This is a genomic window from Streptomyces europaeiscabiei (genome assembly GCF_036346855.1).
In the GTDB taxonomy this organism is placed as follows: Bacteria; Actinomycetota; Actinomycetes; order Streptomycetales; family Streptomycetaceae; genus Streptomyces; species Streptomyces europaeiscabiei.
In genome coordinates, this window is sequence record NZ_CP107841.1 from 6604187 (window position 1) to 6625564 (window position 21378).

Genomic DNA, 21378 nt, shown 5'->3' on the forward strand with positions numbered 1-21378 from the left:
CCCTCTGAGCTCCGCGCGGGGACGAGGCCCTCGTGCGTGGCGGTGCGTGGGGTGCGAGAACGCCCGCGCACGCCGGGCACGCGAAAGGCCCGCAGGTGAACCTGCGGGCCTTCTTCACGTGGTGCGGCGGCGGATCAGAAGCGGCGCGTGATGAGCGCCCGCTTCACCTCCTGGATCGCCTTCGTGACCTCGATACCGCGCGGGCAGGCGTCCGTGCAGTTGAACGTCGTACGGCAACGCCACACGCCGTCACGGTCGTTGAGGATCTCCAGCCGCTGCTCACCGGCCTCGTCACGCGAGTCGAAGATGAAGCGGTGGGCGTTGACGATCGCGGCCGGACCGAAGTACTGGCCGTCGTTCCAGAACACCGGGCACGAGGACGTGCACGCGGCGCAGAGGATGCACTTGGTGGTGTCGTCGAAGCGCTCGCGGTCCTCGGCGGTCTGGAAGCGCTCGCGCGTCGGCTCGTTGGTGTCCTTCGTGATCAGGAAGGGCATCACGTCCCGGTACGCCTGGAAGAACGGCTCCATGTCCACGACGAGGTCCTTGAGGACCGTGAGGCCCTTGATGGGCTCGACCGTGATCGGCTTCTCGGGGTTGATGTCCTTGATCAGCGTCTTGCAGGCCAGACGGTTCTTGCCGTTGATCCGCATGGCGTCCGAACCGCAGATGCCGTGGGCGCAGGAACGGCGGAAGGTGAGGGTGCCGTCCTCGTCCCACTTGATCTTGTGCAGACCGTCGAGGACACGCTCCTTGGGGTCGATCTCCAGGACGAAGTCCTGCCAGCTCGCCTCGGCCGCGACCTCGGGGTTGAAGCGGCGCACGCGGAACGTGACCGTGATGTACGGAGAGGCCGCGGACTCCGCCTCGACCTTGTCCAGAACAGGGGTAGCCATCAGTACTTACGCTCCATCGGCTGGTAGCGGGTCTGGACGACCGGCTTGTAGTCGAGACGGATGGACTCGGTGCCGTCGTCGCCGACCTCGCGGTACGCCATGGTGTGGCGCATGAAGTTGACGTCGTCGCGGTTCGGGTAGTCCTCGCGGTAGTGACCGCCGCGGGACTCCTTGCGGGCGAGCGCCGACACGGCCATGACCTCGGCGAGGTCGAGCAGGTTGCCCAGCTCGACGGCTTCCAGGAGGTCGGTGTTGAACCGGCGGCCCTTGTCCTGGATCGCCACGTTCCTGTAGCGCGCGCGCAGCTCGGCGATCTTCTCGACGGCCGTCTTGATCGTCTGCTCGGTGCGGAACACCATGACGTTGGCGTCCATGGTCTCCTGCAGCTCGCGCCGCAGCTCCGCCACGCGCTCGTTGCCCGTGGAGTTGCGCAGCCGCTCGATCTGCTCGACGACCAGGGACTCCGGGTTCTCCGGCAGCTCGACGAAGTCGGCCTTCTGGGAGTAGTCGGCGGCCGCGATGCCCGCCCGCTTGCCGAACACGTTGATGTCGAGCAGCGAGTTGGTGCCGAGCCGGTTGGCGCCGTGCACGGAGACACAGGCGACCTCACCGGCGGCGTACAGGCCCGGAACGACGGTGGTGTTGTCGATCAGGACCTCACCCTGGACGTTCGTCGGGATGCCGCCCATGGCGTAGTGCGCGGTCGGCTGGATCGGGATCGGGTCCGTGTAGGGCTCGATGCCGAGGTACGTCCGCGCGAACTCGGTGATGTCCGGGAGCTTGGCGTCGAGCTGCTCCGGCGGGAGGTGCGTGAGGTCGAGGTAGACGTGGTCGCCCTCGGGACCGCAGCCGCGGCCCTCACGGATCTCCGTGTAGATGGAGCGGGACACGACGTCACGGGACGCGAGGTCCTTCATGACCGGCGCGTACTTCTCCATGAAGCGCTCGCCGTCCTTGTTGCGGAGGATGCCGCCCTCACCGCGGGCGCCCTCCGTCAGCAGGATGCCCATGCGCCAGATGCCGGTCGGGTGGAACTGGAAGAACTCCATGTCCTCCAGCGGCAGACCCCGGCGGTACACGGCCGCCTGGCCGTCACCGGTCAGCGTGTGCGCGTTCGACGTCACCTTGAAGAACTTGCCGGTGCCGCCGGACGCGTAGATCACGGCCTTCGCCTGGAAGATGTGGATCTCGCCGGTCGCCAGCTCGTACGCCACGACACCGGCCGACTTCTTGACGCCGTCGACCTCGGTGATCAGCTGGTCCAGGACGTAGAACTCGTTGAAGAACTCCACGCCGTGCTTGACGCAGTTCTGGTACAGCGTCTGGAGGATCATGTGGCCGGTGCGGTCGGCCGCGTAGCAGGAGCGGCGGACCGGGGCCTCGCCGTGGTTCCGGCTGTGACCGCCGAAGCGGCGCTGGTCGATCGTGCCGTTGGGCGTCCGGTTGAACGGCAGGCCCATCTTCTCCAGGTCGAGGACGGAGTCGATGGCCTCCTTCGCCAGGATCTCGGCGGCGTCCTGGTCGACCAGGTAGTCACCGCCCTTGACCGTGTCGAAGGTGTGCCACTCCCAGTTGTCCTCCTCCACGTTGGCGAGCGCGGCGGCCATGCCGCCCTGCGCGGCGCCCGTGTGGGAGCGGGTGGGGTACAGCTTGGTCAGCACGGCGGTGCGGCTGCGCTGTGTGGACTCGATGGCCGCGCGCATACCGGCGCCGCCGGCGCCGACGATGACGGTGTCGTACTTGTGGATCTTCATGATCGGTTGCCTCAGCCCCGTGCCTAGCGGATGTTCGGGTCGAAGGTGAAGATCACCAGCGTGCCCAGCAGGATGGTGAACACCGTGGCGGTGTAGAGCAGGCCCTTCAGCCACAGGCGGGTGTTCGGGCGCTCCGCGTAGTCGTTGATGACCGTGCGCAGGCCGTTCGCGCCGTGCAGCATCGCGAGCCACAGCATCAGCAGGTCCCAGGTCTGCCAGAACGGGGACGCCCAGCGGCCCGCGACGAACGCGAAGCCGATCTTGGAGACGCCGCCGTCGAGGACGAGCTGGATGACCAGGTGGCCGATGACCAGGACCACCAGGACGATGCCGGACAGGCGCATGAAGAGCCACGCGACCATCTCGAAGTTGCCGCGGGTGGACCTCGGGGTCTTCTTGGTGCGCTTGCGGGGCGGCTCGATGAAGGGGGCCGGGTTGTCGGGGCTGTAGCCCGAGAGTTCCCCGGCGCCCTCGACGGGGCCGATGCCGGATGCGGTGGTTTCAGTGGCGGACATCTGTCTCAGCTCCCGAAGACTTCACGGACGGCGTGGCCGAGGACGGGGTACAGGGCCCCGATCATCAGCACGAGCCAGATGCCGACGACGGACCAGAGCATCGTCTTCTGGTGACGGGGGCCGTTCGACCAGAAGTCGACGGCGATGACCCGAAGACCGTTGAGCGCGTGGAAGAGGATGGCGGCGACGAGGCCGTACTCCAGCAGCGCGACGATCGGCGTCTTGTACGTGGCCACGACCTTGTCGTAGGCGTCGGGGGAGACACGAACGAGAGCGGTGTCCAGCACGTGTACGAACAGGAAGAAGAAGATGAGGACGCCGGTGACTCGATGAGCCACCCAGGACCACATTCCTTCCCGGCCGCGGTACAGCGTTCCAGCCGGCACGGAAGAACCCTCCGGGAGCGGGGATTGGGGCCGGCCGGCTTGCTTGTCGGTCTGACCCGGCCGGGTACGGTCCACCGGCCCCGGCCATGGTAGCGACGTCGTTGCACTTGGCTTAAGCCGGGATGGTTGGTGTGATCAAACTGGCATACAAAGGTGCACGTAAGGGTGAGTAGCGGGCGGCATCCGGAGTGGGGGGTGCCCGTGTGTTGCCGGGTGCGGGTTCGTGGTGGCCGATCGGCGCGGTTCCTCGAACCCCTAAAGGCGGCTCTTCGGGCCGGTCACGTGGGTGACCAGGCGTTCTCTTGCCAGGCGGCGTAGTTCTTCCGCCACCACCACCCGTTCCTCCTCCGGGTCGTTCGCGAGGCGGGACCGGAGGCCCTCCAGGGTGCGGTCGAGGAGTTCGTCGGGGCGGGCGCCGGCCCGGGAGATCACGAAGACGTGGCCGAAGCGGGCCTCGTAGGCGGCGTGGGCGGCGTTCAGGGCGGTGTGGGCCACGCCGTAGATGTCGTCGGGGAGGGAGGGGAGGGTCTCGCCGGCCAGGGCCTCCGCCAGATCGGCTGCCGTGAGGTCGTACGCGGCCTCGTCCGACGCGGCGAGCAGGGCGTCGAGGTCGGGGTAGGGGCGGTGGTCGGTGAGGCGCTGGGCCCAGCGGAGGCTGCGCAGGCAGGCGAGAAGGGCCTGCCGGGTGACGTCGGCGGGGGCGTGGTTGAACCGCTCCAGGGCTGACGGGCCGGGGGTGCGGACCTGCTCCGGTATGGCGACCTGGCCGGGGAGGTGGGGGAGACGGTGCGGAGGCAGCGTGGTTCCTCGGCGGTGCGTAGGGGTCGGCTGGGGAGGCTGGGCAGGCTGAGCGAAATGTGCCACCACGTTATCGAGGCGGGTCATGGGCTGTCCGTTCGATGCCCGAAATTCACCCGAACGGGAGAGTTTCGGAACCTGTGGTGGACGGATGGGGCGGTGGGACGTCGTAGGTTCGAGAAGGGGGCTCGGCAGAGAGTCGGGAGAAGACCGGGAGAAGACCGGGGGATGGTGCGGGCGAGAGGTGCGTGAGATGTCGTGGATGCTGACCGGGATCGGGACCGGGACCGGGGGCGCGTCGTGAACCGGGGTCGGCGCCGGGCACCCCGCAGGAAGACGGCGATCACGTCGAAAGGGTTGCTCCTCGGCGCCGGGGTCGTCCTGGCGGGCGGCGCGGTGGCGGCGGCCGTGACCGTGTGGCCGGGCGACGGGACGCGGACGTCGAGCGGGCCGGAGCCGTCGCGGGCCGGGCCGTCCGTGAGCGCCGCCGAGACTTCGCCCTCCGCGTCTCCGTCGCCTTCGCGCTCGTACCCGCTGTCCCAGGAGCCGCGGACCATTCCCGCCGTACGGCAGCACGAGGCCGCCCGCGGCCCCGGCTGGAAGCCCGCCGACGGGGGCCGGGTCGTCGTACGGAACGCGGCGCTGGCCGACGAGGGGCGGCTGACCGCCGGGGAGCTGGGTCTGGCCTACGCGGGGGAGGCCAGACCCCGGGACGGGGACGTGGAGCTGGCGCTGACGGGGGCGGACGAGCCGAGGTCGGAGGCCTACACGCTGACGGTGAAGGACCGCCGGGTGCGGATCGCCGCGCCCGCCGAGTCGGGGGTCTTCTACGGGACGCGCACCCTGAAGCAGGAGGTCCGCGGCGGCGGTACGGCCCCGGAGGGCGTCGTGCGGGACGAGCCGGCCAAGCCGCAGCGCGGTTTCATGCTGGACATCGCGCGCAAGCACTTCACGGCGGGCTGGATCGAGGACCGTATCCGTGAGCTGGGCGACCTGAAGTACAACCAGCTCGGGCTGCACTTCTCCGACGACCAGGGCTTCCGTATCGAGTCCGCGAGCCACCCCGAGGTGGTGTCGGACCAGCACCTCACCAAGGCCCAGGTGAAGAAGATCCTGGACCTCGCGAAGAGCCGGCACATCGAGGTCGTTCCGGAGATCGACTCTCCCGGGCATCTGGGGGCCGTGATCGCGGGCAATCCGGGGCTGCAGCTGAGGAACGCCCAGGGCGTGGCCGCGAGCGGAGCCGTGGACATCTCCAACCCCAGGTCCGCGGAGGTCGTGGACGAGCTGCTCGACGAGTACGCCGGCCTTTTCGACGGCGCGTACTGGCATCTCGGCGGCGACGAGTACCGGGCGCTGATGGTGTCGAACCCCGAGGCGTCCTACCCGCAGCTGGCCGCCGCCGCGCGGGCGAAGTACGGCTCCGGAGCGAGTGTCGCCGACCTCGCGACCGGCTGGCTGAACGACCGCGCCAAGGTGATGCGCGGCCACGACCGGACCGTGCGGGCCTGGAACGACGGGTTCTTCCGCGGCGGGTCGGTCCAGGCCGACAAGGCGATCCAGGTCGCGTACTGGACGGGCAAGGAGATCGGGGCCCGGCCGCCGGTCGAGTATCTGAGCGCCGGGCGGCAGGTGATCAACTACAACGACGAGTACCTGTACTACGTCCTCGGCGAGCCCAACCAGTTCGTCTACCCGACCGGGCAGCGCATCTACGAGTCCTGGACCCCGCGGGTGCTGCGCGGCACGACCGCCGTGCCCGCGCAGTACGACGACCAGATCCTCGGTGGTGTCTTCGCCGTCTGGTGCGACCTGGCGAACCGGCAGACCGAGGCGCAGGTCGCGGCGGGCGTCCGGATGCCGCTGCGGGCGCTGTCGCAGAAGCTGTGGGATCCGGGGAAACCGGCGATGAGCTGGACGGAGTTCCGGGAGCTCGCGGGGAAGGTGAGCTGAGCCCCGGGAAACCGGTGAAAACCGAATCGGGTGGACGGGCGGGGCCGGTGAACCGTATCTTCCGCGTGTTCTGATCGCCGAGCGTGAGGGTCTGGGGAGGACCGCGTTCGGTGTGTTTCGATCACACGGGGGATTCACGATGAACTGTGCGCGCTGTGGGAACCATGCGGCGGCGCCCGGCGGCGAGCTGTGCCGGCAGTGCGAGGCGGCGGATCTGCACCCGGCCGCCCCGCAGCCGCCCGCACACACGGCGCTGCCCATCCAGTCGCCCCATGGGCCCGCCCGGCTGCGGCCGACCGTGGGGCTGGGCCGGGCGGTGGCGATCCTGCTCGGGGCGGTGATCGTGACCGACCTGGTCGCGGTGTGGGCGGACCTCACGATGCTCGATGTACTGGGCAGGATGACGGACGGCGAGTACGGGCCGGCGGTCGAGGCGGATGCCGACCGGGCCGACCGGCTCTACGACCTGACCGGCAGCGCGCAGCTGCTCGCCTTTGTCGCCACCGTCGTCGTCTTCCTGATCTGGTTCCACCGGGTGCGGGTCAACGCCGAGGTGTTCGAACCGTTCGGGCATCGGAAGAAGCGGGGCTGGGCGATCGCCGGCTGGTTCGTGCCGATCGTGAACCTCTGGTTCCCGCGCCGGATCGCCCTCGAGTGCTGGGACGCCAGCAGCCCGTGGGAGAAGCCTCGCTCGCACGCGCTCGTCAACGCCTGGTGGACGATGTGGATCATCGGGGGTCTCACGAGCCAGGTGAGCGCGCGGTTCTCCCGGCAGGCCGAGACCGCCGAGGAACTGCGGTCGGCCGCCGAGCAGACGCTGTTCGCGGACGCTTTCGAGATTCCCACCGCCGTGCTCGCCATCCTCTTCGTCCTCGCGCTCACGCGTATGCAGGACGACAAGGCGCGGAGCGGTCCGCACGAGCCGGAACCCGTCACTGTTTGAGCCCGTCCTCCCGCAACCGTGTGGATTGCCCGATTCCGGGAGCGAACTGCTGCACGGGTGTGGTGTATTCCCGGTATGGGGTACTGGGGGTACTACGTCGTGGGCAGAAGCGGGCAGCCCCTCGCGGAGCTGGACGCGCTGGACGGGGCCGAGGGCTTGACGCTGTGTGCGACGGCGGCCGACGGCTGGCAGGTGTGGGCGTACCCGACGGGCACGCCCGGTGCCGAGGCCACGGGGGACGCCGGGGGCGCCGACGACGTGGGGAACATGAACACGCTGGCCCGGGAGACGGGGGCGCCCGCGCTGTTCGGGTACGTCATGGGCAGCGACTGTGTGGTCGTCGAAGCGGCAGGGCCGGAGAGCGGGGCGTGGACCACGTGTCTCGCGCGGCGTGCGATGGCCGCGTACCTGGGTGACGGCGAGGGGCTCACCGTCGAGGACTACTTCCTCGAACCGCGCGACGCCGCCGAGCGTGCCGTCGCCTGGGCCGCGGAGGCCGGGCGGGTCGCCGTCGCGCAGTCGCTGGTCGATGTGTTGACCTCGGAGCCTGGACCGGCGGACCCCCTGGCTGAAAACATTCTGTTCCGGTTGCTCGACCGGCTCGGGGTCGTCCCTCTGTGACACTCCCGGGTCGTCGCACGCAGTAAGGGGAAGTGCGGGCTCCGTATCACCGGGGTGTGGTCGAGCGGGATCTAGGGGAGGCGTGATGAGCCTGGTGGAGCTGATCGCCCAGGCCGACGAACGCGGTCTGGCGGCAAGCGGGTTGGCTTGTTTGGACCGTTGCGTACCGCTTCTCGGGGGTGGCGACGAGGTCCTGCGTCCGCTGTGGGCGGGGCTGGTGGACGACGGGGAGGGGTGGGAGGAGAAGGTGGTGAAGGTGCGGGGCGAACTGGTCCCGGCCGCCTCGGACTCGAACTTGGACTCGAACTCGGACCTGGAGGCGGAGTCGGACTGCGGCTCGGACTGCGGCTCGGACTCCGACTCCGGCGGTGACGTGCGATCCGCCTCCGGATCCGCCTCCGGATCCGCCTCCGGATCCGCCTCCGGATCCGCCTCCGGATCCGGTGGGGACGAGGAGATCGTCCTGCTCGCCCGTCGGATGCTCGACGCGGTTCCCCTGGAGCGGTCCGGCGAGGCGCTGCGTGAGTGGGCCGACGTGTGTTCGGTCTCCGCCCTGCGGATCCATCAGCTGCTCGACCCGTTGGACGCCGGGGGTGACGACTCGGTGGCGGCCTGCCGTGCGGGCCGTACCGAGGGCGCCTCCCATCTCGTCGCCGCCGAACTGCGCCGTCAGGTCGTGGTGCTGGAACTGCTCGCGCAGCACGGGGCGTCGGGGGTGCGGCAGGCGCTCGGTGTCTCCACGGAGGGGCGGCGGGTGCTGCGGGCGGTCGTGTCGCGGCGGGCGCGTGGGGCCAGGCGGTAAACCTCGGTTTCGTGGCGGGTCCTGTGGGTGTCCTGGGGCCGGCTGTGGTGGTCCTGCGCCGGTGTCGCGTACTCGCCGGAAAGCGCGAAACGTCTCGCCCGGGGCGAGCGCTGTCCGAGGTGTGAGCGCACAGCAGACATTCAGTTCGGGCAGTACCCCCGGTATGGCGGGGAGCCTCGGGAACCGGCCCGGGAGTGCGGCGAAGCCTCTTCGGTGGGCGGCCGACGCGGTGGCGATGATGCGGGAAGGGGCGCGGGTGCGTCTCGACTACTCGACGCAGAGTCTGTGGCGGGTGGACCGGATGATCGAGGAGATACGACGGGAAGGGGCGCCCTACGCCGCCGTGGAGGGAGCCTTGCGGGGGTTCGGGGCGTATGGCGGTGAGGTCGTCGTGCGCTGGGCCGGCGGTGAGTGGGTGGAGTCGGGCGGGGGGTACTGGGTGCGGACCTGGGACGGTCGCTTCTGGGATCCGCTCGACGAGGCCCGGCGGTGTTTCGCGGGTGACGGGTCGCTGCGGCTGTTGTGCCACGACGCGATGCCCTCCGGGTGACGTCGGGATTCTCTCGCCCCCGCCGCCCCTACCCGTTCCCGTCCCCAGGGGCGGTGCCCCTTCGACCCCCAGGTGCGGTCCGGTGGGGCTTCTCGCGCAGTTCCCCGCGCCCCTGAAAAGCAGGGGCTGCGCCCCGTGCTTTTCGGGGGCGCAAGGGCCGTAGGCCCTCAGGGGCGTGGGGAACCCGCGGTGGCTGACGGTGTGACACTTCCGCGGAGCGCGACGCAGATGACCATGGGGGCTTGGCGGCGGTCGGGACGGTCCCCGGGAACGCGATCCCGGCACTGACTTGGCACTGTCCCGGACAGCTCGGGGCCAGGGAGGGGAGCCTCGGCGCGTGCAGGCGTACGACGGGGAACTGGGGACGGCCGTCGCGCGGGCCCAGGACGGGGACGAGGCCGCGTTCGCGGTGGCGTACCGGCTCGTGCAGCCCGGACTGCTGGGGTACCTGCGCGGCATCGTCGGGGACGACGCGGAGGACGTCGCCTCGGACGCCTGGCTGGAGATCGCGCGGGACCTCGGGCGGTTCAAGGGCGACGGGGCCGGCTTCCGGGGCTGGAGCGCGACCATCGCCCGGCATCGGGCCCTGGACCATCTGCGGCGCCAGAAGGTCAGACCCCGGGCGACAGCCCTGGAGAACGACCTGCTGGAACTGCCCGGCACGCACAGCACCCAGGACCAGGCCCTGGAGGCCCTCTCCACCGAGCAGGCCCTCGCGCTCGTGGCGCGGCTGCCCCGGGACCAGGCCGAGGCCGTTCTGCTCCGTGTGGTCGTCGGCCTCGACGGCCCCGCTGCCGCCCGCGTCCTCGGCAAACGCCCCGGCGCGGTCCGTACCGCCACCCACCGGGGACTGAAGCGACTCGCCCAGCTCCTCCGGAGCGAGGGTGTGACGGATGACGGTCCCCGGACGCTGGGGGAGTCGAGATGACCGGCAGCGGCAGCGCCGACGGCCTTGGTCGCGACGGCGGAGACGGTGATCACCGCGGCCGTCACGGCAGCGGACGCAGCGGGACGTACAGCGGGACGTACGACGACAGGGAAGGGCGCGAGATGCCGTCGGGCAGGGCGGAGCCGGACAGGGACGAGGGGCGCGACAGCGAACGGCGCGACAGCGCGGGGCCGGACGACGGCCGCCGGTTCCTGAGCGACGGCACCGCCGTCGACCGTGTTTCCGAGGCCCTCGCACCGGAGGCCTCCGCACCGGAGGCCTCCGCACCGGAGGCCCTCGCACCGGAGGCCCCCGCACCCGAGGCCTCCGTACCGGATGGCGCCGCCTCCTCCGTCGACTCGCTTCTCGCCGCCGCCGTACGTGGTGGAGCGTCGGCCGACAGTGCGGGCGAGGCTCGGGCGGTGGCCGCCTTCCGGGCGGCACGGGAGACGGGGCCGCGTACGGCCCGTACCCGGCGTCGGGACGACTGGCGGCCGAACGCGCGGCGCCGCGTCCAGCTCTCGATACGCACCACCCTGGCCGTACTGCTGGCCAGCCTCACCCTCGGCGGGGTCGCCTTCGCGGCGATCGGCTCGGCCACGCGCGACGACGAGGGCGCCGGCGGGGACCGCGGGGGTTACGGGGGCCAGGACCGGCGCCCCCGCCCGACCGACGGCGCCCCCGCACGTCCCGGCCCCTCGACCGCCCCGCGCACGACCCCCTCGACGGCCGACCGCCCCGACCGGGACGAGGAATCCGGCGCGTCCCAACAGCCGGACGAGGACCGGCAGGCCGAAGGCAACGGCGATGGCGCCAAGGGCGATGGCCGGCACGGCAGCGATCGCACCGGCGAGGACACCGGCGACAGGCGGGGAGAGTCGCCACGCCCCGCTGAGCCGAACGCGTCGGCGTCGAGCAGGTCGAGGGTGCCGAACGAGCCGAGTCGGCCGACCGGGGCGGGCGGGCGAAGCCCGGGAGACGCAGACAGGAACCGGGGAGGCGCAGCAGGGAACCCGGGAAGCGCAGAACGGAAGCCAGGAAGCGCGGAGCGGGACCCGGGAGACGGGGCGAAGGTCCCGGAAACGAAGTGAGGCCGGCGTGCTCGCAAGACCCCCGTACTCGCAAGACACCCGGCCGACTCCGCCGATGGCAACGGTCGGGGCCGCCACCCCCCACAGGAGAGGCCCCGACCGTCGCGCGGCACGGGCCGCGCGGCGACCCGTATTACCTACAGCGCCGAGCCTGCGTTTTCTGTCACACCTCCCCGCATCACGAGTTAGTTGCATGTTCTATGGACATGGACGGCCAGTGGTTTCAGGCCGTAACGTGCCATTCGCGCCGGATCGAGGTTGGCGGAAGACCACCGCAACCACCGCGGTCCCGAAGACCGCAACCATCACTTGAGGTACCACGACGGCGAGAACCCGGTCCGCGAGAGCGGCGCCGGCTTAGGCGCAGAGGGGCGCGTGGGTGCTGGGGGACGACGCGGAGCTGACCGCCGCGGTGCTTGCGGCACAGGACGGGGACGAGACCGCGTTCCGGACTGTGTACCGCTCGGTGCACCCACGGCTGCTCGGGTACGTGCGCACGCTGGTCGGCGATCCGGACGCGGAGGACGTCACCTCCGAGTCCTGGCTGCAGATAGCCCGTGATCTGGAGCGGTTCACCGGAGACGCCGACCGGTTCCGCGGCTGGGCCGCGCGGATCGCCCGCAACCGGGCCCTCGATCACATACGCATGCGGGGCCGCAGGCCCGCGATAGGCGGCGACGAGACCGAGCTGACCGGCAAGCCGGCCGAGTCCGACACGGCCGGCGAGGCGATGGAGGCACTGGCGACCGGGCGCACGCTGTCGCTCATCGCCCAGCTGCCCCAGGACCAGGCGGAGGCGGTGGTCCTGCGGGTCGTGGTCGGCCTCGACGCGAAGACCGCCGCGGAGACGCTCGGCAAGCGCGCGGGTGCCGTACGGACGGCCGCGCACCGGGGGCTGAAACGGCTCGCCGAACTGATCGGGGAGAATCCGGAGACGGCTTCCGAGGCCGACCCGGAATCCGGCGACCCGCTGGACGCCGTACCCCCACCGAGAGCCGCGCGCGTGCGCGCGGCCACGTCCGCCGGTGTGACGCATACGCGTTCGCGGACGCAGAAGGATGTGTGATGGCCGACGAGCAGTACAGGTGGCTGAACCGCGACGCTGCGGAGCGGCTGCTGCGCGGGGAGCCCCTCGAAGCCGTCGACGCCGACACCCGCGCCCGTGCCGGCCGGCTCACCGAGGCGCTCGAAGCCCTGGCCGCCGAGGTCGCGCCGGTGTCCTCGCAGAATCCTGAACTCCCGGGCGAGGAAGCCGCGTTGGCCGCCTTCCGTACGGCTCGCACCACACGCTCGGTTCATTCGGCCGCCTCCGGTGAGGACGGTCGGGCCGCGGAGCCCGGCAGTGGAAGCCGTACACACACCACTGCGGCGCCCGACGCCGACGCGGGTCTCGTCCGCCTCGGACGTCCGCTGCGTCGGCCGGCCGGGCCGGCCGGCCGCCGGGCCCGCTGGGGGCGTCCGGTGCGGTTCGGGCTGGTCGCGGCCGTGGCTGCCGGGATGCTCGGTGGGGTCACGGCGGTGGTCGGCACCGGCGCGCTGAGCGCGTTCCGCGACGACGAACCGGAACCCTACGCCACCATCTCCGCCGCCCAGTCGCCGGACAAACCGCTGCTGTCGCCGTCACCGAACACCGAGCAGGGCGACGGCAGGCGTGGGGCGTGGGGCGAGGCGTCGCCCGAGGTGCCGCCGGACGCCTCCTCGAAGGGCGATGGCCCTTCCGGTGAGGGCGCCGGCGGTACCGACGAGGACGAGCAGCCCGGTGACAGCGGGCAGGACGGGAACCGCACCCAGGAGTGGTGGGACAAGGTGTTCTCCGCCTGCCGTGACGTCCACGCCGGCAAGCAGCTGGACGCCGACCGCCGACGCGGTCTGGAGGACGCGGCGGGCGGCAAGGGCAAGGGACAGCTGAAGCGGTACTGCGAAGGCATCCTGGCCGGCGGCGGCGCCAACCCCGGCACGGCGAAGCGGCCGGGCACGGGCACGGGCACCGGGACAGGGACGGGCAAGGGCAGCGGGACCGGCGCGTCGGACTCCGGCGGCCCCGCCGGCGGCGGTGGCAAGAACGCCCGGTCCGGCAACGACTCCGACGAGGACGACGACTCGGACAACGGCAAGGGCCGAAACGGGAATGGAAACGGCAAGAGCCGCCACGGAAACGGAAACGGCAAGAGCCGCCACGGCAACGGCAAGGGCAGCGGCAACGGCCTCGGACACGGCAACGGGAACGGCAAGAACAAGGGCGGCAAGAACAAGGCCGGCAAGGGCAACAAGGGTGGGAAGGGCAGCGGTGGCAGTGGCCACCGTGGGCGGCTCGCGGCGGTGAACCCGATCGGCTTCGGCGCCGGCGTCGGCACCGCGCCCTCCGAGCCGATGCTTACCCACCCATCCTGACCTGCGCTTTCGTATCCGCCATGAATTCTTTCGCGGGACGGGTAACACTTTCGGCCGCACCGGCGCAGTAATGAGTGAGCCGACTGGTCATCGGCCGTCGCACAGAGCCGGGGTTCCCCCCGTACCTACGGCTCGTGCACCTCGGCGCGGGCGGGACACGTTCCCCCGGTCCCGCCCGCGCCCCATATCCCCGTGATTCCCCCGTGGTCCCCCGTGACCCCGTACTCCCTCTGACGCGCCGGACACCCTCCCGCTATGCGTCATGTGACGCACGTCACCTCATTACCTTTCGAGTGATCCGTCGAGCATCCGTCGAGCGATCTGGCGGTTGATCCGTCCGCAGGTCTCGTCACCAGTACACGACCACCTTGTCGCCATTCCTGACCTGCGCGAACAGCTGCGCGATCTTTGCCTCGTCCCGGACGTTGACGCAGCCGTGGGAGGCCCCGTAGTAGCCGCGGGCCGCGAAGTCGGAGGAGTAGTGGACGGCCTGGCCGCCGCTGAAGAACATCGCGTAGGGCATGGGGGTGTCGTACAGGGTCGACCAGTGGTCGCGGGACTTGAAGTAGACGCTGAAGACGCCTTCGCGGGTCGGTGTGTACTCCGAGCCGAACCGCACCTCGACCGTCGTCAGCGTCCGGCCGTCCACCATCCAGCGCAGCGTGCGGCTGGTCTTGCTGATGCACAGCACCCGGCCGGTCATGCAGCGCGGGTCGGGTGAGGCGGCCGGCTGCCCGCCGTACGCGTACAGGTCCCACTTTCCGGGCTCCCGCGTCATGTTGAGCAGCCGTGCCCAGGTGACGCTGTCCGTCTTCCCGGTCTGCGGCAGTCCCCGCTTGCCCTGGAAGCCCCTGACCGCCCGGACCGTCGGATCGTCGTACGTCCCCGTGGGTCCGGCGAAGAGCCATGCGATCTGCCGTAGCCGGGCCTGCAACTCGCGTACGTCCAGCCCTTCGTCGCCCTGGGCCCAGAGGACCGTGGGGGCGACGGTGGGAGTGGGGGAGGGGGAGGCGCTGGGCGGCGGGGCCTGCTCGCCTCCCCCCTTGCCGTCACTGTCTCCGGCGACCTTGTCGCTGTCGCTGTCGCTGCTGTCGCTGCTGTCGCTGCCGTCGGCCTTGTCGCCGTCGTCCTGCTTCGGGGCGCCGCTCGGTGCGGCGGTCCCGTCGATGCGTACGGGCTGGCGCTGGCCGCCGTGCACATCGATCCCCTGGGCCGTGCAGGCGCCGGCCATGGCGAGTGCCGCGAGCGCGGCCACCGATCTCCGCATGTCCTTGGTACGCATCAAGGGCCCCCGTCGTCTCATGATCCGCCGCATCCGGTCGCTCTCCCCGGAGAGGTTTCCCGGACGTGACCCGTCGCGAACTAACGGGCATGGTGGTGAGCAAGGTCCCAGCCGGCCGCGCTCCACCGGGCGCGGACCCGCCGCTGCAGTCCGCGCGCGGGTCACGGTACCGGCTGGTAACAAGCGGGTGCGCGAGCAACCGGCGGACGGAGGGCACACCATGGCGCGCGAGTCGGAGTCCGGACTGCCCATCGAGCCGGTGTACGGACCGGAGGCGCTGCGGGACTGGGATCCGGCGGACAGGCTCGGCGACCCTGGCGCGTACCCCTACACCCGTGGTGTCTACCCGTCGATGTACACCGGCCGCCCCTGGACCATGCGCCAGTACGCCGGCTTCGGTACGGCGGTGGAGTCCAACGCCCGCTACCAGCAGCTCATCGCCAACGGCACGACGGGTCTTTCCGTCGCCTTCGACCTGCCCACCCAGATGGGCCACGACTCCGACGCCCCGATCGCGAGCGGCGAGGTCGGCAAGGTGGGCGTGGCGATCGACTCGGTCGACGACATGCGGGTGCTGTTCGGCGGCATCCCGCTGGACAAGGTCTCGACGTCGATGACGATCAACGCGCCCGCGGCCCTGTTGCTGCTGATGTACCAGCTGGTCGGCGAGGAGCAGGGCGTACCGGCCGAGCAGCTCACGGGCACGATCCAGAACGACGTGCTGAAGGAGTACATCGCACGCGGGACGTACATCTTCCCGCCCAAGCCCTCGCTCCGTCTGATCGCCGACATCTTCAAGTACTGCAAGGCAGAGATCCCCAGGTGGAACACCATCTCGATCTCCGGCTACCACATGGCCGAGGCAGGCGCCTCCCCCGCGCAGGAGATCGGCTTCACCCTCGCCGACGGCATCGAGTACGTGCGTACGGCGGTCGCGGCGGGCATGGACGTCGACGACTTCGCCCCGCGCCTGTCCTTCTTCTTCGTCGCCCGGACGACGATCCTGGAGGAGGTCGCCAAGTTCCGTGCGGCGCGCAGGATCTGGGCCCGGGTGATGAAGGACGAGTTCGGCGCGCGGAACCCCAAGTCCCTGATGCTCCGCTTCCACACACAGACGGCCGGCGTCCAGCTGACCGCGCAGCAGCCCGAGGTGAACCTCGTCCGCGTCGCCGTCCAGGGCCTGGCGGCCGTGCTGGGCGGCACCCAGTCCCTGCACACCAACTCCTTCGACGAGGCGATCGCCCTCCCCACCGACAAGGCGGCCCGCCTGGCCCTGCGCACGCAGCAGGTGCTGGCGTACGAGACGGACGTGACCGCGACGGTCGACCCCTTCGCGGGTTCGTACGTCATCGAGAAGATGACCGACGACGTGGAGGCGGCGGCCGTCGAACTGATGCGGAAGGTCGAGGAGCTGGGCGGCGCGGTCGCCGCCATCGAACACGGCTTCCAGAAGGGCGAGATCGAACGCTCCGCCTACCGCATCGCCCAGGAGACCGACTCCGGCGAGCGGGTCGTGGTCGGCGTCAACCGCTACCAGCTCGACGCGGAGGAGCCGTACGAGCCGCTGCGGGTGGACCCGGCGATCGAGGCCCAGCAGGCGGAGCGGCTCGCGACGCTGCGGGCGGAGCGTGACGGGGTGGCGGTGGAGGCCGCCCTCTCCGGCCTGAAGAAGGCCGCCGAGGGGGCGGACAACGTCCTCTACCCGATGCGCGACGCCCTGAAGGCCCGTGCCACGGTGGGCGAGGTGTGCAACGCGCTGCGGGAGGTCTGGGGAACCTACGTTCCGTCGGATGCCTTCTGAGCTGGGCGGTTGCTTCGCGCGGGTGATCATGGACCGAACCCGCGTGGGCCCGGCCGCGCTCGGCGGAGAGCGGACCCCGACGTCCGGGGCGGAGTGTCATACCCCCGTGCGACACTCCTTTTCATGTTCGGTGTCACTGACCTTCCCACCTATCTGGCAGGACTTGTCCTGATCGTCCTCCTGCCCGGCCCCAACTCCCTCTACGTGCTGTCCGTGGCCGCCCGGAGCGGGATACGGACCGGGTACCGGGCCGCCGCCGGGGTGTGGGTCGGGGACGCCGTGCTGATGACCCTCTCCGCAGCTGGTGTCGCCTCGTTGCTGCAGGCCAACGCCGTGTTGTTCGGGATCGTGAAGTACGCGGGGGCGGGCTATCTGTCGTGGCTGGCGGTGGGGATGCTGCGGGCCGCGTGGGGGATGTGGCGGAGCCGGCGTGAGCGGGTCGTCGAGGGGCCGGGGGACGAGGTCGTCGAGGGGGAGCGGCCGTTCCGGCGGGCTCTGGTGATCAGTCTGCTCAACCCCAAGGCGATCCTGTTCTTCGTCGCCTTCTTCGTGCAGTTCGTGGACCCCGGGTACGCCTACCCGGCCCTCTCCTTCGTCGTGCTCGGCGCCTTCGCCCAGCTCGCCAGCTTCCTCTACCTGAGCGCGCTGATATTCAGCGGCACGAGGCTGGCCGCCACCTTCCGCCGCCGGAAGCGGCTGTCGGCGGGTGCCACCTCGGCGGCGGGGGCGATGTTCCTGGGCTTCGCGGTCAAGCTGTCGCTGGCGAGCGGCACCTAGTGCCGCGGCAGGCGACGCGCGCCCCGTCGCGGCACTGGGCGAGGCCCGCCGCGGCCGTGTACGCGGTGAGGCCGACCGGGGTGTCGCCCGCCCCGCCGACGTAGCCGTCCGGACGGACGAGCCGTCCGGACGGACGAGCCGTCCGGACGGACGAGCCGTCCGGACGGACGAGGAAGACACCGGTGCCGTAGGCCTCGTACGGCGGGATGCGAGCCGTGCGTACGTTCTTCAGCCGCGGTGTTCAGCCACGGCGTCCGCCGAGTGACCTGCGCAGCAATGGCTGCAACGGGCGTTCGACCCAGTGGTGCAGCAGCCGGGCGAGCGTCAGCATCAGCGCCACGGTGAGCGCCACGGTCAGGGAGGACGGAAGGCCCAGGCCCTGGTGGAGTGCCCGCACCACCGGCCAGCCCAGGTGCTCGTGCACGAGGTAGAAGGGGTACGTCAGGGCACCCGCGGTGGTCAGCCAGGCCCAGTTGATCCGGTTCAGCCAGCCGAGGGCGATCGCCGTCACCGCCATGAAGCCGAGGGTGACGACGAGGACGATGCCGAACGAGGTGCGGAAGGAGAAGAACTCCGGGTTCGGGGCGTGCCACAGCCCGCGGACCGCGTAGTGCTGGCCGATCAGCCAGCTCACCGCCACGATGCCCCACGCGTAGGCGTCACGCCGGTCGCGGTGGACCAGGTAGAGACCGATCCCGCCGATGAAGAACGGCGCGTACTCCGGCATCAGCACGACGTCCAGCAGGGGCTCGTTCACGGACTGCGCGATCACCGCCGCCAGGGTCCAGCACGCGCAGAACATGATCACGCGGCGGCGGTTCGCGCCCGGCAGGACGACGCAGAGGGCGAACAGCGCGTAGAAGCGGACCTCCGCCCACAGCGTCCAGCAGACGCCCAGCACGCGGTCCACGCCCAGCGGCTGCTGCATCATCGTCAGGTTCACGAGCGCGTCGCTCGGTGACACCGCCTCGTACGCGACCACCGGCAGGGCGAACACCGCCGTCACCAGGATCACCGCCGCCCAGTACGCGGGCAGCAGCCGGGAGGCGCGGGAGACGAAGAAGGACTGCAGGGGGCGGCCCCAGCCGCTCATACAGATCACGAAACCGCTGATCACGAAGAAGATCTGCACGCCCAGACAGCCGTAGGCGAACCATTCGTGCAGCGTGGGGAACTGCAGCCTGGGCGAGGTTCCCCACGCCTCGGCGATCTCACCGTCCCGGCCGCCGTAGTGGTACGCGGCGACCATCAGCGCGGCGAGCAGCCGCAGTCCGTCGAGCGCGCGCAGCCGCGGCGCGGGCCGGCCGGCACCCCGCCGCACGGGGGGCGCCGACGTGGTCGTGGGTATCGCGCCGGTTTCCGGTGCGGGCATCGAGAGCGTGGTGCTTTCCGTGGTCAAACCGGGCTCACCCCAGGGTGGCGCGCTTGAGGGACCGCGCCCGCCGCGCGACTCTTCGTACCGTCGCGTTGCGCGGGATGAAGGCGAGCTGGACGGGGATGCCGCCGGGCAGCCCCAGCGAGGTGAGGCGGCGGCGCTTGAAGTACCGCAGGGCGTGCGTGCTCAGACTCCTCGTCAGATACGCCTCGGTCTCTGCGCGCAGCGACGGGTAGATCTTCGGCTGCATCGCGAAGCCCACCGCCCGGACCAGGGCGTCGAGGTCCGCCACCTTCGTGCCCGGCTGCTGCGAGGCGACCGACGCCCTGTCGCCCAGCTCCGGCAGCAGCGCGTCCACGATCGTGACGGGCACCCGGTTGCTGTTCTCGTACGGGGCGAGCCGGTCCAGCAGGGTGCTCGTGCCGACGCGGGCGACCGGCAGGCCGTACAGCGCGGAGGCGGTGAGCAGGGCCGTGGAGAAGCAGCCGACGACGAGGGCCGGACGCATCCGCTGGTAGAGCACCTCGGCGAGGACCGGTGTGTCCAGCACGGTCAGATCGGCGCCGAGCCGCTCCGCCTCCTTCTCCAGGCCGCGCGACCAGCGGGCCGGGGCGCTGGGATGCGGCTTGAACACGACCTCGGTGTGCCCGAGCGCGACCGCGCCCTTCAGCATCCGTACGTGGAGATCCTCCTCCTCCTCGGCGGTGAGGATGCCGAGCGCGGAGAGGTACTGCCCGAGCAGCAGCGCCGGCTCCTCGATCGCGGGGAGCACGTCACCGGTGTCGACCAGCTCCGCGAGCACCTTCACGAAGGCGTCCGTCGGCACGATCTCCGCCTCGACCCCGAACTCGGTGAGCAGCAGCGGCTTCAGGTCCGGCACCAGGTCCAGGTGCAGCAGCCGGTCGATGCGGGTGCCGACCAGCGGGTCGATCTTGTTGCGGGTGGGGCCGTAGCTCATCAGGCCGTCCGCGTACACGGTCACGGGGGCGCCGGTGAAGATCTGGGTGAAGCCGAGCGCCGGGTGGACCTGGATGGACTCCACAGCCAGCTCGACGTCGTCGTCGCCCAGGTTCCACAGCAGCCGCAGGTGCCGCTCCCACAGGGGTACGTCGTCCGGGCGAGGGGACCAGCCGCCGGGGTGGAAGGGGGAGATGGTCTCGTTCCAGGAGAGCACCTCGTCGAAGCGGCCGCGCAGCCGCTCGAAGCCGGGCATCTCGTCCAGGCCGGGGGCCGTCTCCGGCGTCGCCGCGTTGTTGGAGATCAGCAGGATGCGCCGGGCGGCGGGGCGGAAGCACTCGGTGTCCAGGGCGGCGGCCAGTGTGGCCGTGCCGTACAGCGTGGACGCCATGAAGATCTGTGTGGTCACGCGGCGACCCCCGCGGCGGCGGGACGGCGGCGCAGCCGACGCAGCCGGGTGGCGCGCTGGACGTCCATGGAGTCGAGGGCCTCGTCGAGCACGTCCTGCGGCATTCGGCGCAGCGCGACCGCGCTCATCGACTTCAGTTTCCGTGCCACCGCCGGCTCGAACCTTTCGATGGATCCCAAATGATGGGAGATAATCGCGCAATATGTGCGCACGGCCTTGGGGAGAAGTGCATCGGCGTCCCGGTCCTTCGCCGTTTCCGCGATGACCTGGTCGAATGCGCGAATGAAATCGAGCTGGCGTACGTCGCCGATCTGTGTCAGGGAAGAAGCCACCCCGCGCCGGTAGAAGACGCCCAGCAGCCCCACCGTGGCGAAGGAATCGGCCTCCCGGTGGAGCTTCCAGATCCACGGCCGGTCCTCCGCCGTGCGCAGTCCGTGGGTGAAGTGCAGCACGCCCTTGTCGACCAGGCGGCGGTGGTAGATGCCCGCCCAGGCGTACGCGTAGTCGACGGAGGTGGAGCGGTCGGCGGGCAGGATCGCGTGCCGCGGGTTCATCACCACGCCCCGGCGCCCGTTGGGCACCCGGTGGACGGATCGGGCCCGTGCGGTGCACTGGACATGGTCCGTGCGCACGAAGTCGCAGCCCAGGTCCTCGATGGCACCGAGCAGTCGGGGGTAGTAGCCGGGGGCGAGCCAGTCGTCCCCGTCGAGGAACGTCAGGTATTCGCCGCGGGCCCGGTCGATGCCCGTGTTGCGCGCGGTCGCCAGTCCTCCGTTCTTCTCGTGTCTGACATACACCGCCCCCGGCAGCTCGCGCTCCGCGCGCGCGAGAATGTCCGGTGTCTCGTCGCGAGAGCAGTCGTCGACGAGAATGAATTCGAAGTCGTCACGAGCGTTGGCTCTGAGACTCTTCAGGGTGTCGGGCGCGTATTGCTGCACGTTGTAGAACGGCACGATGACGGAGAGCTTGACCACCCCCGTGACGTTAGGGGGCCCTCCGGCATTCGTCTTGACCACCTGCTTGATGTCAGGTGAACGACGCGTGGCGGAACCGTGAACCAGGCACTTTCCTGTGCCTTCCGTACCCCGATTCGCTGTTCGGCGATGTGCTGTTAACCCTTTGTTGTATTCGGGTTGGGCCGTTCAACGA

The 21378-nt window shown here is 70.7% G+C and carries 20 protein-coding genes; 11 read left to right on the forward strand and 9 right to left on the reverse strand.

The window, feature by feature from the left end:
• Positions 1–134: 134 nt before the first annotated feature.
• From OG858_RS28960 to OG858_RS28980, 5 genes are all read right to left on the reverse strand, one after another.
• A complete protein-coding gene (locus OG858_RS28960) occupies positions 135–896 on the reverse strand; it encodes a succinate dehydrogenase iron-sulfur subunit (RefSeq protein ID WP_037694414.1) in 762 nt (253 codons plus the stop codon).
• Entirely contained in the window at positions 896–2650 is a 1755-nt protein-coding gene (gene sdhA / locus OG858_RS28965) for a succinate dehydrogenase flavoprotein subunit (RefSeq protein ID WP_086750652.1), read from the reverse strand. Before sdhA ends, OG858_RS28960 begins: the two co-directional genes overlap by 1 nt.
• A 23-nt stretch (positions 2651–2673) precedes the next feature.
• Positions 2674–3165, reverse strand: coding sequence for a succinate dehydrogenase hydrophobic membrane anchor subunit (locus OG858_RS28970; protein WP_037694418.1), 492 nt, complete (start codon positions 3163–3165; stop codon positions 2674–2676).
• Between the two features lie 5 nt (positions 3166–3170).
• The gene (gene sdhC, locus OG858_RS28975; protein ID WP_078531457.1) at positions 3171–3551 is read right to left on the reverse strand and encodes a succinate dehydrogenase, cytochrome b556 subunit; all 381 of its coding nucleotides are present in this window, start codon (positions 3549–3551) and stop codon (positions 3171–3173) included.
• Positions 3552–3806: 255 nt separating this feature from the next.
• Positions 3807–4436: a 2-oxo-4-hydroxy-4-carboxy-5-ureidoimidazoline decarboxylase gene (locus OG858_RS28980; protein WP_319068132.1), complete on the reverse strand. Its 630-nt coding sequence runs from the start codon at positions 4434–4436 to the stop codon at positions 3807–3809.
• Between the two features lie 270 nt (positions 4437–4706).
• Between OG858_RS28980 and OG858_RS28985 the strand changes: the two genes are divergently transcribed.
• The 9 genes from OG858_RS28985 to OG858_RS29025 all read left to right on the forward strand — a co-directional run bounded on the left by OG858_RS28985 (position 4707) and on the right by OG858_RS29025 (position 13628).
• A complete protein-coding gene (locus OG858_RS28985; protein WP_327726066.1) occupies positions 4707–6302 on the forward strand; it encodes a beta-N-acetylhexosaminidase in 1596 nt (531 codons plus the stop codon).
• Positions 6303–6441: 139 nt separating this feature from the next.
• Complete coding sequence (locus OG858_RS28990; RefSeq protein WP_086754173.1) at positions 6442–7245, forward strand: DUF4328 domain-containing protein; 804 nt, start codon at positions 6442–6444, stop codon at positions 7243–7245.
• A gap of 75 nt (positions 7246–7320) precedes the next feature.
• The gene (locus tag OG858_RS28995) at positions 7321–7866 is read left to right on the forward strand and encodes a hypothetical protein (RefSeq protein WP_086754171.1); all 546 of its coding nucleotides are present in this window, start codon (positions 7321–7323) and stop codon (positions 7864–7866) included.
• Positions 7867–7951: 85 nt separating this feature from the next.
• Positions 7952–8668 (forward strand): hypothetical protein, encoded by a 717-nt coding sequence (locus OG858_RS29000; protein ID WP_319068133.1) that lies wholly within the window; start codon positions 7952–7954, stop codon positions 8666–8668.
• 163 nt (positions 8669–8831) lie between these two features.
• Positions 8832–9218 carry a hypothetical protein gene (locus tag OG858_RS29005; protein WP_086751767.1) on the forward strand — a complete coding sequence of 129 codons (387 nt, stop codon included), beginning with the start codon at positions 8832–8834 and terminating at the stop codon, positions 9216–9218.
• Between the two features lie 337 nt (positions 9219–9555).
• Positions 9556–10146 (forward strand): RNA polymerase sigma factor, encoded by a 591-nt coding sequence (locus OG858_RS29010; protein ID WP_107482439.1) that lies wholly within the window; start codon positions 9556–9558, stop codon positions 10144–10146.
• Positions 10143–11237, forward strand: a complete 1095-nt coding sequence (locus tag OG858_RS29015) for a hypothetical protein (protein ID WP_319068135.1) — start codon at positions 10143–10145, stop codon at positions 11235–11237. Before OG858_RS29010 ends, OG858_RS29015 begins: the two co-directional genes overlap by 4 nt.
• Before the next feature lie 379 nt (positions 11238–11616).
• A complete protein-coding gene (locus OG858_RS29020) occupies positions 11617–12303 on the forward strand; it encodes an RNA polymerase sigma factor (protein ID WP_319068137.1) in 687 nt (228 codons plus the stop codon).
• Positions 12303–13628 carry a hypothetical protein gene (locus OG858_RS29025; RefSeq protein WP_328544276.1) on the forward strand — a complete coding sequence of 442 codons (1326 nt, stop codon included), beginning with the start codon at positions 12303–12305 and terminating at the stop codon, positions 13626–13628. Before OG858_RS29020 ends, OG858_RS29025 begins: the two co-directional genes overlap by 1 nt.
• A 349-nt stretch (positions 13629–13977) precedes the next feature.
• Here OG858_RS29025 and OG858_RS29030 read toward each other — a convergent pair whose 3' ends face one another.
• Positions 13978–14910, reverse strand: coding sequence for a L,D-transpeptidase family protein (locus OG858_RS29030; RefSeq protein ID WP_327724796.1), 933 nt, complete (start codon positions 14908–14910; stop codon positions 13978–13980).
• Positions 14911–15130: 220 nt separating this feature from the next.
• Between OG858_RS29030 and OG858_RS29035 the strand changes: the two genes are divergently transcribed.
• Together OG858_RS29035 and leuE are read left to right on the forward strand one after the other, a co-directional pair.
• Positions 15131–16711 (forward strand): acyl-CoA mutase large subunit family protein, encoded by a 1581-nt coding sequence (locus tag OG858_RS29035; RefSeq protein ID WP_327724797.1) that lies wholly within the window; start codon positions 15131–15133, stop codon positions 16709–16711.
• Between the two features lie 123 nt (positions 16712–16834).
• On the forward strand, positions 16835–17488 hold the full coding sequence (gene leuE / locus OG858_RS29040; RefSeq protein WP_086750237.1) for a leucine efflux protein LeuE: 654 nt from the start codon (positions 16835–16837) through the stop codon (positions 17486–17488).
• 241 nt (positions 17489–17729) lie between these two features.
• On the opposite strand, the gene OG858_RS29045 is transcribed toward leuE, so the two are convergent.
• Genes OG858_RS29045 through OG858_RS29055 form a run of 3 tightly spaced genes read right to left on the reverse strand, consistent with a single transcriptional unit; the run spans position 17730 to position 21203 of the window.
• Positions 17730–18860 carry an acyltransferase family protein gene (locus tag OG858_RS29045; RefSeq protein WP_086750238.1) on the reverse strand — a complete coding sequence of 377 codons (1131 nt, stop codon included), beginning with the start codon at positions 18858–18860 and terminating at the stop codon, positions 17730–17732.
• A 34-nt stretch (positions 18861–18894) separates the two neighbouring features.
• A complete protein-coding gene (locus OG858_RS29050) occupies positions 18895–20229 on the reverse strand; it encodes an alpha-2,8-polysialyltransferase family protein (protein WP_319265908.1) in 1335 nt (444 codons plus the stop codon).
• Positions 20226–21203, reverse strand: a complete 978-nt coding sequence (locus tag OG858_RS29055) for a glycosyltransferase family 2 protein (RefSeq protein WP_328544275.1) — start codon at positions 21201–21203, stop codon at positions 20226–20228. The genes OG858_RS29050 and OG858_RS29055 overlap by 4 nt, the downstream gene beginning before the upstream one ends.
• Positions 21204–21378 lie beyond the last annotated feature (175 nt).

Bases quoted from the DNA above. Each gene is read 5' to 3' on its own strand.
- sdhA (WP_086750652.1), bottom strand. From the start codon at position 2,650: ATGAAGATCCACAAGTACGACACCGTCATCGTCGGCGCCGGCGGCGCC.
- OG858_RS28995 (WP_086754171.1), top strand. From the start codon at position 7,321: ATGGGGTACTGGGGGTACTACGTCGTGGGCAGAAGCGGGCAGCCCCTC.
- OG858_RS29045 (WP_086750238.1), bottom strand. From the start codon at position 18,860: ATGCCCGCACCGGAAACCGGCGCGATACCCACGACCACGTCGGCGCCC.
- OG858_RS28990 (WP_086754173.1), top strand. From the start codon at position 6,442: ATGAACTGTGCGCGCTGTGGGAACCATGCGGCGGCGCCCGGCGGCGAG.
- OG858_RS28970 (WP_037694418.1), bottom strand. From the start codon at position 3,165: ATGTCCGCCACTGAAACCACCGCATCCGGCATCGGCCCCGTCGAGGGC.
- OG858_RS28960 (WP_037694414.1), bottom strand. From the start codon at position 896: ATGGCTACCCCTGTTCTGGACAAGGTCGAGGCGGAGTCCGCGGCCTCT.
- OG858_RS29035 (WP_327724797.1), top strand. From the start codon at position 15,131: ATGGCGCGCGAGTCGGAGTCCGGACTGCCCATCGAGCCGGTGTACGGA.
- leuE (WP_086750237.1), top strand. From the start codon at position 16,835: ATGTTCGGTGTCACTGACCTTCCCACCTATCTGGCAGGACTTGTCCTG.
- OG858_RS29030 (WP_327724796.1), bottom strand. From the start codon at position 14,910: ATGCGTACCAAGGACATGCGGAGATCGGTGGCCGCGCTCGCGGCACTC.
- OG858_RS29005 (WP_086751767.1), top strand. From the start codon at position 8,832: ATGGCGGGGAGCCTCGGGAACCGGCCCGGGAGTGCGGCGAAGCCTCTT.
- OG858_RS29025 (WP_328544276.1), top strand. From the start codon at position 12,303: ATGGCCGACGAGCAGTACAGGTGGCTGAACCGCGACGCTGCGGAGCGG.
- OG858_RS29015 (WP_319068135.1), top strand. From the start codon at position 10,143: ATGACCGGCAGCGGCAGCGCCGACGGCCTTGGTCGCGACGGCGGAGAC.
- OG858_RS29000 (WP_319068133.1), top strand. From the start codon at position 7,952: ATGAGCCTGGTGGAGCTGATCGCCCAGGCCGACGAACGCGGTCTGGCG.
- OG858_RS28980 (WP_319068132.1), bottom strand. From the start codon at position 4,436: ATGACCCGCCTCGATAACGTGGTGGCACATTTCGCTCAGCCTGCCCAG.